Here is a 13,003-nt window from a genome sequence, read left to right on the forward strand (position 1 = left end):
TACACAAGTATCCTATTTTAAAAAACCAATAGATATTCGGTTTTCAACTTGTGTCTATTATCTTTGGAAAAAACAAGAGCCATTGTTGCCAAGTTTAAATTTTCCGCAGTTTTCATTTCGATTCAAAAATAGCGAAAATAAAGTGGCTATTTTTGATGCCATTCGTAAAAAGTTCGTCGTATTGCAGCCAGAAGAATGGGTGCGTCAACATTGCGTTCAGTATTTAATGGAAGTTAAAAACTATCCAAAATCCTTAATCAATGTAGAAAAGAAATTAGAAATCAATACATTGACCAAGCGCTACGACATTGTGATTTTTAATACCGACGGAAGCATCCATCTTATTGTAGAATGTAAAGCACCAAAAATCAAGATTGACCAAAGTACCTTTGATCAAATAGCACGCTATAATTTAGAGCTGAATGCTAGTTATTTGATGGTAACCAACGGAATTAATCATTACTATTGCCAAATGGACTTTGAAAATGAGCGCTATCTCTTTTTGGAAGATCTTCCAGAATTTAGCAGAAGTTAAAAATCGATTGGACAACCCCTTAAAAAACAGCTATTGACGTCTAAAATTGCCATAGTTATCTTAAATTGGAATGGAAAAGCACTTCTTGAGCAATTTCTGCCATCGGTTATAGAACGCTCTGAGGGTGCTACTTTATATGTAGCCGACAATGCTTCTTCAGATGATTCCGTTAGTTTCGTTAAAACTCATTTTCCGCAAGTAAAAATCATTGTAAACTCAGAGAATGGCGGCTATGCTAAAGGCTATAATGATGCTTTAAAACAGGTAGATGCCGATGTGTTTTGCTTGCTCAATAGCGATGTTGAAGTCACAGCCAATTGGTTAGAACCCATAAACGCTACTTTTGAAAATTCTTCTGAAGCCGCGATTATACAACCAAAAATTTTAGACTATAAAAACAAAAGTCAATTTGAATATGCTGGCGCAGCTGGCGGCTTTATTGACAAGTATGGTTATCCCTTTTGCAGGGGCCGGGTGTTTGACACTGTAGAAAAAGATGTGCAACAATATGATGATGTTGCAGATATTTTTTGGGCATCAGGTGCCTGTTTCTTTATAAAATCTTCTGTATTCCAAGAACTTGGAGGTTTTGACGAAGATTATTTTGCTCATTTTGAAGAAATTGACCTCTGTTGGAGGGCATTCAATAAGGGGTTTAAAAGCAAATACGTTGGAGCCTCTACGATATATCACGTTGGAGGAGCCACTCTTAATACATTGAGTCCTAAAAAAACCTATCTCAACTTTAGAAACAGCTTGTTCACACTAATGAAGAACGCTGGCGGATTGATCTTACCCATCATTTTTACTAGACTGACTTTAGATGGTATTGCAGGTCTTAAATTTCTACTCAAATTTCAACCAAATCATTTCGTGGCCATATTAAAGGCGCACTTTAGTTTTTATTGGCATCTTCCTAAATTATTGAAACAAAGACGGCTTTCAACTAAGCGTAAAGATTACTACGCCACACCCTCGGTGGTCTGGGCTTATTTTATGAAGGAACAAAAGATTTTTAGGGACCTCCCCAAGTGTTAAAATTTTAGTTAAAGCATACATCAGGGCACATTCTTTTACATAATTTTGGTATGTTATTTAACTAATTATTAAACACTATTATGAAGAAACTAATGCTATTAAGCGTTGCTGGGATGCTGATTTTGTCCTCTTGTGTGTCTAAGAAAGAATTTACGACATTACAAGAAAAACAAAAGGAAACTCAAGATCTATTGAATTCCGCAACCGTTAAATTGAACAGTTGTATGTCAGATAAGGCCGCTGCAATGGCACGCATGGAGGGCTTACAAGCTCAACTTGCTGATATGCGCAAAACCAATGAAGATTTAATAAACACTAAGGGGAATTTGACCACCTTAACTCAAAAAGGTGCAGAAAACCTTGAAAAATCATTGGAAAGCCTTAAAGAGAAAGATTTAAAAATTACAAGATTGCAAGATGCATTAAACCGTAAGGATAGTGTAACTCTAGCTATTGTAACAAGCCTTAAGAAAGCCGTTGGCATCAACGATCCAGATATCGAGATCAATGTTGAGAAAGGTGTTGTATTTATCTCTATTGCAGATAAACTATTATTTAAGAGCGGAAGTTATGATGTAACTAGCGAAGCAAGAAACGTATTAAGTAAAGTTGCTAAAGTAATTAATAGCAAACCTAGTTTCGAAGCAATGGTAGAAGCGCATACCGATAACGTTCCTTACCAAAAAGGTGTGCTTTTAGACAACTGGGACTTAAGTGTAAAACGTGCAACTTCAGTAGTTCGTGTTTTAGAAGACCTAGATGTTAACCCACAACAATTGGTTGCTGCTGGTCGTAGTCACTATGTGCCATTAGTAGCTAATGATACTGCGGAAAACAGAGCAAAAAATAGACGTACTCGTATTGTAGTAATGCCTAAGATTGATCAATTCTACGAAATGGTAGAAAAAGAAATGAAAGAATTAGAAGGTCAAGGAAAATAATCCAAACTTCAAATTATAGAAAAAAGCTCAACTTATCAGTTGAGCTTTTTTTATTTTCATTTATCAACCCTAGCATTGACCAGTCTTAAATTTAAAAAATTTCGAGACTCCCCTTCCCTTCTCTAACAATGATTGGCTCGCTCTCAGAAAGATCAATTACCGTTGAAGCTTCATTATCACCATAGCCACCGTCAATAACCAAATCTACAAGCTTATCCCATTTCTCAAGAATAAGCTCAGGGTCTGTGGTATACTCGATCACATAATCCTCATCACGAATAGAAGTTGAAATAATGGGATTACCCAATTGGTTGACAATTTCTAAAGCAATTTTATTATCGGGAATCCGAATACCAACCGTTTTTTTCTTTTTGAATGGATGTGGTAAATTAGTTGAGCCAGGTAAAATAAAGGTGTAAGGACCGGGCAAGGCACGCTTTAAAATTTTAAAGGTTGTGGTGTCAATCTGTTTTACATAATCACTCAAATTGCTCAAGTCTTTGCAAATAAAGGAGAAATTTGATTTTTCTAATTTCACGCCCTTAATGCGCGCTACCTTTTCCAAGGCTTTAATGTTATTAATATCACAGCCCAAACCGTAAACGGTATCTGTAGGATATATGATAAGTCCACCCGCTTTTAAGACTTTAATTACCTTCTTAATTTCCTTTGGGTTGGGATTTTCTTCGTAGATTCTTATTAATTCAGCCATAATATATATCTTTCCTTAGCGTTTACAATGTAACTAATAATTTCATTATGAGAAACATCAACCAAATCTTCTTTCTGATCATCTTACTTTTAGGGTTACAGGCTTGTTCAAAATCAGATGCCAACTCCAGTTTAGAAGAGTTAGAAAGCTTAGAGTACGCCGAGCTATTGGAGGTCTCTTATGGTGAAGATCCTGAGCAAACTTTTGATATCTATTTACCTGCCTATAGAACCGAAGACACTAAAGTAATGATCTTAGTGCATGGTGGCGGCTGGACCTCTGGCGATAAAACTGATATGAACCTAATAAAAGATCTCATTCAAACAGATCTTCCAGATCTTGCCATCGTCAACATTAACTACAGATTGGCTAATCCAGATCATCTGCCATTCCCAATGCAAATTGATGATATTACTGCGGTTGTTAATCATCTTCAAGATAATCAAAGTACATATGTGATATCCAATGCTATCGGATTTTTAGGCACAAGCGCTGGGGCTCAATTATCTCTACTTTGGAGCTATGCTCATGATACCGATAATCTTGTAAAAATGGTGGCCAGTATTGTTGGCCCTACCAACTTCACAGATCCCGCCTATTTAGAATCTAACAATCCTTTAGCCTTAGCACTTATCGCCAGCTTTGGGATTGACACCTCAACAGCATTTTTAGAGTATGTAAGCCCATATCATCGTGCTACAACTACATCGCCTCCAACAATTTTGTTTAATGGAGGAAGCGACCCATTAGTGCCAACAAGTCAAGGTGTAGATATGGATGCTAAGCTCACAGAGCTTGGTATAACGCACAGCTTTACATTGTATCCTAATGAAGCACATGGATGGGATGGAGAAGAATTGATAGATACTTGGACCTCTATAAAAGCATTTACTCAAGTACACCTGGATTAAACCTGTAACAAATGGCGTTTTTTGGAGTCTGCTAAATATGAGAACATCCATTTTATTTTACCTTCTAATCGTACTACCCTGTATTGGTTTCGCCATAACAGAACCTCCACTAATCACTTTTCCTAAGGCGGAAATTTTAAGCGAACACACTACGAGAATACCATTTAAATTGGTAGATCACCTTATTGTCATAGAAGCCGAACTTCTAGATCAAAAGGGAAATTTTATTATTGACACAGGATCAGAAACCCTAATTCTCAATAAAGTTCATTTTAAGTCTGGCAAATCTATTTTTGGAAGTAGAGAAACTTCTGGTGTTATTGATAGAATAGAAAATCCTGTAGAACAACGACTCCGAGAGTTTATGATCAAGGACATTCTTATTGAAGATAAAATGTCTGATGTCATAGATCTGTCTCATATTGAAATCAGTAAAAAAATCCATTTGCTAGGCATCATCGGTTACAATATCTTGAAAGATTATGAGGTTTTTGTAGACATGTACCTCAACCAAATTACACTCTCAAGGGTAGACCGAAAAGGAGAGAAATTAGATCATAGCGTCTATTTGGAGAAGATAGTAGACACTATCAATTTCAGCTTAAAAAAACACACCATTGTCTTAGAGGCGTTCATCAATGATGAGAAAGTAACATTTGGCTTAGATACCGGAGCAGAATACAACCAGCTTAATAAACGCAGCAAGAAAAGGGTTTTAAAATACTTTTATCCTAGTCAGCGTATTTTGCTTTCTGGGCTTAGCGGAAATCAAATGGAAGTCATGGCAGGAAAATTGTATCGTGTAAAATTATCAAACACCATCTATTTTGCACCTATGGAAACCCTACTCACTAATTTGCACCAAATGAATGATGCCTTCGGGACCTCATTAGATGGGGTCTTGGGCTATGAATTTTTTAGACAACAACGAACCATCATTAACTATAAAAAAGAGCAACTGTATTTTATTGCTTTTCCTATAAACAAACATTGAACTATTCATTAACATATCGCTTCTTTCTGGTTCTGGTCATAGCCATAAGCTCAACCTTTGCCCAAAACCCAACTACAAAGGGGTATAGCATTGATGGTAATGACATTGTATTTACCTTTCATCGGGATGATTATCAGGTGTATTCTGATGATGCCCTTGGAGGCCGTATTCCATTTGATGAACTCGATGTCAATAACGTGGTCGTATCGGGAGAGTTCAACGATTGGTCTAAATACCGATGGAAAATGGAGAAGATTGATAAGAATACGTATCAATTACGAAAACCCATTAGCAATTTTAATAATGCTTTTTCTTGGGAGTTCAAGTTTATTGTGAATAATCAATATTGGGCAGAGCCTACCAACAATGATGTCAATATCGCTCAAGCTACCGAAGAAGGACGGCCGTTGCATGTCTTTAATCTCAACATGTTCACCAATGCCTACCCTAGTCCAAAAGGTAATGTGCGTTTTAGATTGAGAGGTTATGAAGATGCAGAGAACGTCATCTTAGCCGGGTCTTTTAATAAATGGAACGAAGGACTTTTTAAATTATACAAAATTGAAAATGGTTGGGAATTGCTGTTGCAAATGACACCTGGCGATTATCAATATCGATTTATTGTTGATGGTCAATGGATGGAAGACCCCAGCAATCCAGACAGAATCCCTAATGAGTTTGGAGAATACAACTCTCACATTAATATTGGAAAACACGTTACCTTTCTATTGAAAGGTCATCAAGATGCCAAAACGGTGATTCTAGCTGGTTCTTTTAATGATTGGAATGAGAATGAGCTATCCATGCAAAAAACAGAGAGCGGCTATTGGTCTTACCGACTACCGCTTTCCGCAGGAAAACACCATTACAAGTTTATTGTGGATGGTGAGTGGCTTCTAGATCCTTCAAATCCTGTTAAGGAACGTGACGGCATGGGCCACGTCAACTCCGTACATATGGTCAAATAATTGGCCTCATCTAAACGGCTCTACTTACTTTTGTTTTCTATATTCCATAAACTTCACAAACGGGTTTGTATCTCTATTCATAAACCCATGAACCCCAGAACTCGTAATTAAAATAACGGCTAACGCCACTGCAGAATACACAATACTATCATGTATTTCAGAATTGGCATAAGCGATGGCAATCAAAGCCCAAGCCCCTACTAAAGCAAATTCCCGCATGTTTCTTTGCCATGTTACTGCAAGATTAATCACTGTAGCCACAACCATCATGATGATGGTCCATTTTACTTCGGAAATTCCAAAACCATCCCATCCCGTTTTTACTAAAAAAGACGACACGTTTGCGATAACAGCTACGGTAACCCAACCACTATAAAACACAAAAGGCCACCACAAAAATGAGATTACCGAAATTGGCGCATCCCAGAGTTCCATACTATTATCTATCACAATTTTAAGTAAAGATAACAACAGCAATACTATAAAAACGCAGGATAGACCGGTATAACCATATAGCCAGCAAAACACCCAGGCACTATTTGCCAAACATGAAATCACAAAAGACCAGCCAATTCTTAATACAAAATCATCGTTTCTCACTTTAACAAATAAGCTTCTCCCTTGATACACAATAAAGCCCAATAAGAGTAAATAAATAAAGCCCCAAATAGAGAAGGCATATCCCGCAGGTGTAAAAAGTGAATTTAAGCCATCAGAAACCTCACCAATGGTTGTGTTATTAAGCTTTCCTGTATTTGACAAGTAATTTATAATAATGGTAGACACTAAAGCAACGCCATTGGCGACTTGTAATATTTTTTTCATTTTTTCTATAATTATCGGTTATGGAAGATAAAGAATTTGAACCCAAAGACGATTCTTATTCAATGAAAGTTAAACTTTATTACCTTTGAAATTAACGGCTGAATAGAACAACCCCATATAACTATGGCTAGTTCTTCTCTTGCCAGTAAGCACTTTAGTGACTCCTATATTATAATAAATAGCTCTTATAAATAGTCTTGATATTGCATGACCCTAAAATCAAAGGTGTTGAAATCTGGATTATTAGCTTTTAGTTGTTGATATAAGGGCGACCGACTGATAGAGATATTTGCTGCTCCTGAGCTTGAAGTGAGAGAGACTGTTTTGATTGTTCTCGATTGCAATATTGATTTGTTTGACGCAATGTCTATTTCAAATTCGTGAATTTTTGGAGCTTCTTTCGATACTAATTTTAATTTTAAACCATGTTCGCGAAGCTGTTTTCTAAAGAAGTATTCGGGGCCGTTTTTACTATTTCCACCAATAAATACGAGCATTTCTATGTTGGGATAATGTTTTAAGATCCCGATAAGGTCACGAAGTTTCACTTCTTTCATCCCAAGGTCTGAGGCATCTATCTTATCTCGTTTAGCACTCTCTACAATATCGCACACACCAATGCAATGCTCCGTCAAAAAAGATTTACGTTGATTTACGGCTGCTTCAGAATTATCATATCTCAAATTTAAGTTATAAATGGCATCAATAAATTTCCAAAGTGAATTGTGATAACTTCCGTAGCAAAAATCAACATCTTTTTCTAATAGCTCTCCAGTAGTAAATCGAGGTGGCGGTAAGGTACCAACAATCAACTTTGTGCTGTTATCTTTAATAAATGGCGGATAAGGATGTTTGTGAAAGAACATATCATTAGGTTGATAGTTATTGCCTATTTTCGTAACTTCAATTTTCACTATAAAATATCATACACTTGGGAAAAGGCGATAAAAAATCGAAACGAGGAAAAATCAACAGAGGCAGCTTTGGCGTAAGACGTCCGCGTATCAAAAAACGACCTAAAACTGAAGATAAAATCAATCCGAATAAAAAGGCCTAGCCGTTATCTCGTAAAGACCAATTCGTTTTCTGACGATAATTTTTCGGTAAAACGGTAGTTGTCCAAATCAAATCCTTTGAGATCTTCTGCTGTTTTAGCATCTGTATTTACGATGTATCGAGACATAAGCCCTCTTGCTAATTTTGAATAGATGGCGATAGTTTTATAATCACCATTTTTTAATTCCTGAAACTTAATGTCCAGGACAGGTACTTTCAAGGTTTTAGTATCTACTGCTTTAAAATATTCATTACTCGCCAGGTTCACAAACAGCTCATCGGTAAATAACTCCTTATTTAAGGCCTCGGTAATGCTTTGGCTCCAAAATTCATATAAGTTTTTATGTTTTCCCACGGGAAATTTAGTGCCCATTTCCAGACGGTAAGGCTGAATCAAATCCAAAGGTTTTAATACACCATAAAGACCAGACAATATCCTCACCGTATCCTGTAGTTTATTGATCTTCTCATTCTCAATCGTATAAGCATCTAAACCACGGTAAACATCCCCACTAAAAGCATAAATTGCTGGCCTAGCGTTGTTAGTATCAAATGGCACTTTAAATTCTTGATTGCGCTCATAATTAAGATCTGCCAAATTATCGGAAATACTCATAAGCTTTGACAGCTGTTTTCGAGATTTCTCTTTAAGCAAACTATTGATCTTTTCAGCTTCATTTAAAAATTGAGGCTCGGTGTGTTTTGAAGTTGGTAACTTACTATCGTAATCTAAGGATTTTGCAGGGGATAATACTAGTTTCATATGTTGGTCCTGTAACTCAGGAATGGATTTTAATTAATATACTATTTCTAATTTTTATAAAAATACCATCCAAATCGCGTTCTTCCAACCAATTTGTTTTCTTATTACCAATCCTAAGATAGATTTTGATAATTGTAAAAATAATCACTCTAATTATCGATCTCTGCGTTAAGGATAGAAGCGGCATCCTTTTTTCTAGAACAAAGTCAATGCAATACTCTCATTATAACATTGAAAAAAGATACAGCGGACAGCCTGACCACGCCAAAGCGTGGTAACGCCCAAGACAGTAAATATTTACTCCTCAATATGTGTGGCGTAATTACGCCATTTGTCTATACACTGCTGCATGTCTTCTGGCACAGGAGAATCAAAGCTGAGGTGCTCTCCAGTAACTGGATGCACAAAGCCTAAAGTTTTGGCGTGAAGTGCCTGTCTCGGTAATACCTTAAAGCAATTATCTACAAATTGTTTGTACTTGCTAAATGTGGTTCCTTTTAAAATACGTTCTCCACCATAACGTTCATCATTAAATAAGGTATGGCCAATATGCTTCATGTGTACACGAATTTGATGGGTACGCCCTGTCTCCAACTTACAAGACACTAGGGTTACATATCCTAAACGTTCTATAACTTTATAATGTGTTACTGCAGGCTTGCCTTTATCGGCATCGTCGCCCTCAAAAACGGTATTTTGCAGACGATTTTTAGGATGGCGACCTATATTGCCCTCAACCGTTCCCTCATCTTCAACCATATTGCCCCAAACAATTGCGACGTACTCGCGCTCACTGGTTTTATTAAAAAACTGCTTAGAGAGATGGGTCATGGCCTGCTCGGTTTTGGCAATAACCAATAAACCACTCGTGTCTTTATCAATACGATGCACCAAACCTGGGCGATCACTCGAGTTATTGGGTAAATTGTCAAAATGAAACACCAAAGCATTGATCAGTGTACCAGAGTAATTACCATGGCCAGGATGTACCACCATCCCAGGTTGTTTATTAACCACTAAAAGCACATCATCTTCGTAGACGATATCTAACGGGATGTCTTCTGGAGTTAAAAGAAATTCATAAGGCGGATGCTCTAAAAGCACGCGTATTTGATCTAAAGGTTTAACCTTATAGTTTGATTTTACGGGTGTATCATTTACATAAATACTCCCATCTTTTGCTGCGGCTTGTATCTTATTACGTGTGGCATTTTCAATGCGGTTCATCAAATATTTATCGATACGTAAAGGATTTTGCCCCTTATCTACCGAAAAAGCGTGATGTTCGAACAACTCATCGTCTTGCTCGTCTGTGGAAGTATCTACAGTAGTCATATGTATGTTTTAGTTTAGCGGTTACCGTTGCCTAAAACGATATCTATTTTTGAAGTCAGAGGTAGTAAATCGCCTTCCTCTATGGTCTTGCCTTTATGCTTAATGGCAATCACCTCATCTTTACCAATATCATCTAAATAGGTGATTTTACCAATTTCAAAACCTAAGGTTTCTAAGGTAGGTTTGGCTTGACGAAAGGTGCGACGCACTACTTTAGGGATTTCTACCTTACGGTATCCCGAAGGATTTAATGTCAAATATATTTTTCGATTTTCCTTTACTTGTGTTCCAGCTTCAGGATATTGCTCTATCACTGAGAACTTAGGATATTCTGGATTGAAATTTGCGGAATCTTGAATTTCCATGGCCAAATCATTATCATTCAGCTCAATCTCAACAGTACCCAAACTTTTACCCGTTAAATCGGGTACGGTTATAAATTCACCATGATTTGTAGTACTGCTCAACCATTGCATGGTTAAAAAGATAATGACCACTAGAGCAACAATGGCCAAGGCCAATTGCTTTAAAAAAACCTTACTTTTAAGAAACGAAATAAAACTCATGCTCAGTATTCATTAAGCCACAAAGATATAAAAACCAACGGGTTTTTGTTGGGCGTTTATTTGGTATTTTAGCATAACTAAATTCTTTAGGTTTTAGTATTTTGCACTCTCAAATTTGAAATTCCTCCATTAAGGGAAACAACTATGAAAAAAAACATTGCCATCATTATGGGCGGATTCTCAAGCGAATTTGAGATTTCCTTAAAGAGCGGCCAAGTGGTCTTTGACACTTTAGACCGCGAAGCATACAATGTGTACCGCATTCATATCTTAAAGCATAAATGGGTTTTTGTTAATGAAACCAATGAAGAGTTCCCCATCGATAAAAATGATTTTTCGGTAAAGGTCAATGAGACCAAAATCTTATTTGATTGCGTTTTTAATGCCATTCACGGCTCCCCAGGAGAAGATGGTTTTATGCAAGGCTATTTAGAGCTATTGAAAATACCCCATACCAGCTGCAACATGTATCAAGCGGCTTTAACGTTTAATAAACGCGACTGTTTGAGTGTTTTAAAGCCTTATGGCATTAAAACTGCAGCATCTTATTTTGTGAATTTAGGAGATGCCATTGATGAGACTGCTATTGTTGAAAAAGTAGGATTGCCTTGTTTTGTAAAAGCCAATAAAGCAGGCAGTAGCTACGGAATTTCTAAGGTCTACAAAAAAGAAGATTTACAACAGGCTCTGGAGGTTGCTTTTGCCGAAGATGACGAAGTCATTATAGAATCTTATTTAGATGGCACAGAAGTTTCGGTTGGCGTGATTTCTTACAAAGGAGAAGTGACCGTTTTGCCTATAACTGAAATTGTATCAGACAATGATTTTTTTGACTACAAGGCAAAATACCTTGGGCAATCTCAAGAAATTACCCCTGCAAGAATTTCACCAGAACTTTCTGAGAAAGTAACGAGTACCGCAAAAAGGATCTACGAAATTTTAAAATTGAAAGGTTTTAGCCGAAGTGAGTTTATTTTTAAGGACGGAGAACCGCATTTGTTAGAAGTAAATACCGTTCCAGGATTAACCGCAGCCAGCATTTTACCGCAACAAGCAAAAGAAGCTGGCATTAGCATGAAAGATTTGTTTGGCAATGCTATTGAATCTGCCCTTAAGGGATAAGGCAGGAATGTGTCTCAGATTTTTTTTTAAACTGAGATACTATTGTAACTTTAAAGTCACTTTTATTTCTTGAACCATCAATAAAATGCCTATTACTCCTTTTTGAGCATAGGACATAGGAAAAATACATATGAAACGAGCACTATTTCCAGGATCCTTTGACCCCATCACCAACGGGCATTACGACATCATTAAAAGAGGTGTTAAATTATTTGATGAAGTCATTATTGCCATTGGTGTTAATGCCGATAAAAAATATATGTTCTCTTTAGAAGAGCGCCAGCATTTTATTGAAGAGGCTTTTAAAGGGCACAAACAAATCAAAGTGATGACCTACGAAGGGCTCACAACCGACTTTTGTAAAGAAGTAAAAGCTCAATTTATTTTAAGAGGTTTGAGAAATCCTGCCGACTTTGAATTTGAAAAGGCCATTGCGCATACCAATAGAAAATTGTCTAAAATTGAGACCGTCTTTCTACTGACCGCAGCACGCACCTCATTTATATCGTCTTCAATTGTTAGGGACGTCATTCGTAACCATGGGGATTATGCACAATTAGTACCCAAAAGCGTACGCGTTAAATAAGATTGTTCTTTTTAGCCTTGTGCACCGCCTCTAGTTTATTGTGTACCTGCAGTTTTCTGTAAATATTTTCAATGTGCTTTCTTACGGTGCCTTTCGAAATGATCAAATTATCTGAGATCTGAATATAGTTCAGCCCCTTACTCAACTGCTCTAAGACTTCTGTTTCTCTATTGGATAATTTGATATCTTCTTTATCCGTCTCATTTTCAATACACAATGGATTACGGAGTAATTTTAAGGTTTTCATGGCAATGGAAGGGTTCATTGCCGCACCGCCATCTAAGGTTTCTAAAATACCGTCATGAAGATCTTTTGCATTGATTTCTTTTAACAAGTACCCATCGGCCCCAGCTTTTATGGCATTAAATATATGTTCATCATTGTCAAAAACCGTGAGCATGATAATTTTAATATGAGGGTATTTTTGTTTGACAATCGCTGTAGTCTCAATGCCATTAAGAACAGGCATTTCAATATCCATTAAAATAAGATCCAAATGATGGTTATCGTCCAAAGCAGTGAGTAAGTCAGACCCATTGGTCGCAGTGATTTTTACACTAAATGCTTCAAAAAAAGATAATTTTTCTTTTACAGTGTGAATCAAAAACGAATTATCATCCACTATGGCAATTTTGACATTCATAAACCTCA

At 36.8% G+C, this 13,003-nt stretch carries 16 protein-coding genes; 9 read left to right on the forward strand and 7 right to left on the reverse strand.

Going from position 1 to position 13,003, the window contains the following annotated elements; translation table 11 throughout:
* The first annotated feature begins 85 nt into the window (after window positions 1–85).
* The 3 genes from P176_RS0104345 to P176_RS0104355 all read left to right on the forward strand — a co-directional run bounded on the left by P176_RS0104345 (window position 86) and on the right by P176_RS0104355 (window position 2,514).
* Window positions 86–535, forward strand: coding sequence for a type I restriction enzyme HsdR N-terminal domain-containing protein (locus P176_RS0104345; RefSeq protein WP_037348710.1), 450 nt, complete (start codon window positions 86–88; stop codon window positions 533–535).
* Between the two features lie 33 nt (window positions 536–568).
* Window positions 569–1,573: a glycosyltransferase family 2 protein gene (locus tag P176_RS0104350; RefSeq protein WP_026753552.1), complete on the forward strand. Its 1,005-nt coding sequence runs from the start codon at window positions 569–571 to the stop codon at window positions 1,571–1,573.
* Between the two features lie 80 nt (window positions 1,574–1,653).
* Window positions 1,654–2,514, forward strand: a complete 861-nt coding sequence (locus tag P176_RS0104355) for an OmpA family protein (RefSeq protein ID WP_026753553.1) — start codon at window positions 1,654–1,656, stop codon at window positions 2,512–2,514.
* Window positions 2,515–2,605: 91 nt separating this feature from the next.
* On the opposite strand, the gene P176_RS0104360 is transcribed toward P176_RS0104355, so the two are convergent.
* On the reverse strand, window positions 2,606–3,226 hold the full coding sequence (locus P176_RS0104360) for an L-threonylcarbamoyladenylate synthase (protein WP_026753554.1): 621 nt from the start codon (window positions 3,224–3,226) through the stop codon (window positions 2,606–2,608).
* 47 nt (window positions 3,227–3,273) lie between these two features.
* On the opposite strand from P176_RS0104360, the gene P176_RS0104365 reads away from it, so the two are divergent.
* Genes P176_RS0104365 through P176_RS19960 form a run of 3 tightly spaced genes read left to right on the forward strand, consistent with a single transcriptional unit; the run spans window position 3,274 to window position 6,099 of the window.
* On the forward strand, window positions 3,274–4,137 hold the full coding sequence (locus P176_RS0104365) for an alpha/beta hydrolase (protein WP_026753555.1): 864 nt from the start codon (window positions 3,274–3,276) through the stop codon (window positions 4,135–4,137).
* Between the two features lie 37 nt (window positions 4,138–4,174).
* Window positions 4,175–5,131, forward strand: a complete 957-nt coding sequence (locus tag P176_RS0104370) for an aspartyl protease family protein (protein WP_026753556.1) — start codon at window positions 4,175–4,177, stop codon at window positions 5,129–5,131.
* Window positions 5,128–6,099, forward strand: a complete 972-nt coding sequence (locus P176_RS19960) for a hypothetical protein (protein WP_051605400.1) — start codon at window positions 5,128–5,130, stop codon at window positions 6,097–6,099. The genes P176_RS0104370 and P176_RS19960 overlap by 4 nt, the downstream gene beginning before the upstream one ends.
* 24 nt (window positions 6,100–6,123) lie before the next feature.
* Here the strand turns inward: P176_RS19960 and P176_RS0104380 are convergent, their stop codons facing one another.
* Both P176_RS0104380 and P176_RS0104385 read right to left on the reverse strand, forming a co-directional pair.
* Window positions 6,124–6,924, reverse strand: coding sequence for a hypothetical protein (locus P176_RS0104380; RefSeq protein ID WP_026753557.1), 801 nt, complete (start codon window positions 6,922–6,924; stop codon window positions 6,124–6,126).
* Window positions 6,925–7,109: 185 nt separating this feature from the next.
* A complete protein-coding gene (locus tag P176_RS0104385; RefSeq protein WP_026753558.1) occupies window positions 7,110–7,790 on the reverse strand; it encodes a uracil-DNA glycosylase family protein in 681 nt (226 codons plus the stop codon).
* A 65-nt stretch (window positions 7,791–7,855) separates the two neighbouring features.
* On the opposite strand from P176_RS0104385, the gene P176_RS20230 reads away from it, so the two are divergent.
* Window positions 7,856–7,981: a 30S ribosomal protein THX gene (locus tag P176_RS20230; protein WP_081820671.1), complete on the forward strand. Its 126-nt coding sequence runs from the start codon at window positions 7,856–7,858 to the stop codon at window positions 7,979–7,981.
* A 3-nt stretch (window positions 7,982–7,984) separates the two neighbouring features.
* On the opposite strand, the gene yaaA is transcribed toward P176_RS20230, so the two are convergent.
* From yaaA to P176_RS0104405, 3 genes are all read right to left on the reverse strand, one after another.
* On the reverse strand, window positions 7,985–8,743 hold the full coding sequence (yaaA, locus tag P176_RS0104395; protein ID WP_026753559.1) for a peroxide stress protein YaaA: 759 nt from the start codon (window positions 8,741–8,743) through the stop codon (window positions 7,985–7,987).
* Between the two features lie 297 nt (window positions 8,744–9,040).
* Window positions 9,041–10,078 carry an RluA family pseudouridine synthase gene (locus P176_RS0104400; RefSeq protein WP_026753560.1) on the reverse strand — a complete coding sequence of 346 codons (1,038 nt, stop codon included), beginning with the start codon at window positions 10,076–10,078 and terminating at the stop codon, window positions 9,041–9,043.
* A 14-nt stretch (window positions 10,079–10,092) separates the two neighbouring features.
* The gene (locus tag P176_RS0104405; protein ID WP_026753561.1) at window positions 10,093–10,644 is read right to left on the reverse strand and encodes a PASTA domain-containing protein; all 552 of its coding nucleotides are present in this window, start codon (window positions 10,642–10,644) and stop codon (window positions 10,093–10,095) included.
* A 144-nt stretch (window positions 10,645–10,788) separates the two neighbouring features.
* On the opposite strand from P176_RS0104405, the gene P176_RS0104410 reads away from it, so the two are divergent.
* Both P176_RS0104410 and coaD read left to right on the forward strand, forming a co-directional pair.
* Entirely contained in the window at window positions 10,789–11,766 is a 978-nt protein-coding gene (locus P176_RS0104410) for a D-alanine--D-alanine ligase (RefSeq protein ID WP_026753562.1), read from the forward strand.
* 130 nt (window positions 11,767–11,896) lie between these two features.
* Window positions 11,897–12,352, forward strand: coding sequence for a pantetheine-phosphate adenylyltransferase (gene coaD, locus P176_RS0104415; RefSeq protein ID WP_026753563.1), 456 nt, complete (start codon window positions 11,897–11,899; stop codon window positions 12,350–12,352).
* Here coaD and P176_RS0104420 read toward each other — a convergent pair.
* Window positions 12,345–12,995: a response regulator transcription factor gene (locus P176_RS0104420; RefSeq protein ID WP_026753564.1), complete on the reverse strand. Its 651-nt coding sequence runs from the start codon at window positions 12,993–12,995 to the stop codon at window positions 12,345–12,347. The genes coaD and P176_RS0104420 overlap by 8 nt on opposite strands.
* Between the last annotated feature and the right edge of the window lie 8 nt (window positions 12,996–13,003).

This window comes from Sediminibacter sp. Hel_I_10, assembly GCF_000688335.1.
GTDB lineage: Bacteria > Bacteroidota > Bacteroidia > Flavobacteriales > Flavobacteriaceae > Psychroserpens.

What these genes read in the sequence shown, in the direction of transcription:
- P176_RS0104355 (WP_026753553.1), top strand. Translation starts at nt 1,654, where the DNA reads ATGAAGAAACTAATGCTATTAAGCGTTGCTGGGATGCTGATTTTGTCC.
- P176_RS0104360 (WP_026753554.1), bottom strand. Translation starts at nt 3,226, where the DNA reads ATGGCTGAATTAATAAGAATCTACGAAGAAAATCCCAACCCAAAGGAA.
- P176_RS0104365 (WP_026753555.1), top strand. Translation starts at nt 3,274, where the DNA reads ATGAGAAACATCAACCAAATCTTCTTTCTGATCATCTTACTTTTAGGG.
- P176_RS0104370 (WP_026753556.1), top strand. Translation starts at nt 4,175, where the DNA reads ATGAGAACATCCATTTTATTTTACCTTCTAATCGTACTACCCTGTATT.
- P176_RS0104380 (WP_026753557.1), bottom strand. Translation starts at nt 6,924, where the DNA reads ATGAAAAAAATATTACAAGTCGCCAATGGCGTTGCTTTAGTGTCTACC.
- P176_RS0104385 (WP_026753558.1), bottom strand. Translation starts at nt 7,790, where the DNA reads ATGTTCTTTCACAAACATCCTTATCCGCCATTTATTAAAGATAACAGC.
- yaaA (WP_026753559.1), bottom strand. Translation starts at nt 8,743, where the DNA reads ATGAAACTAGTATTATCCCCTGCAAAATCCTTAGATTACGATAGTAAG.
- P176_RS0104400 (WP_026753560.1), bottom strand. Translation starts at nt 10,078, where the DNA reads ATGACTACTGTAGATACTTCCACAGACGAGCAAGACGATGAGTTGTTC.
- P176_RS0104405 (WP_026753561.1), bottom strand. Translation starts at nt 10,644, where the DNA reads ATGAGTTTTATTTCGTTTCTTAAAAGTAAGGTTTTTTTAAAGCAATTG.
- P176_RS0104410 (WP_026753562.1), top strand. Translation starts at nt 10,789, where the DNA reads ATGAAAAAAAACATTGCCATCATTATGGGCGGATTCTCAAGCGAATTT.
- coaD (WP_026753563.1), top strand. Translation starts at nt 11,897, where the DNA reads ATGAAACGAGCACTATTTCCAGGATCCTTTGACCCCATCACCAACGGG.
- P176_RS0104420 (WP_026753564.1), bottom strand. Translation starts at nt 12,995, where the DNA reads ATGAATGTCAAAATTGCCATAGTGGATGATAATTCGTTTTTGATTCAC.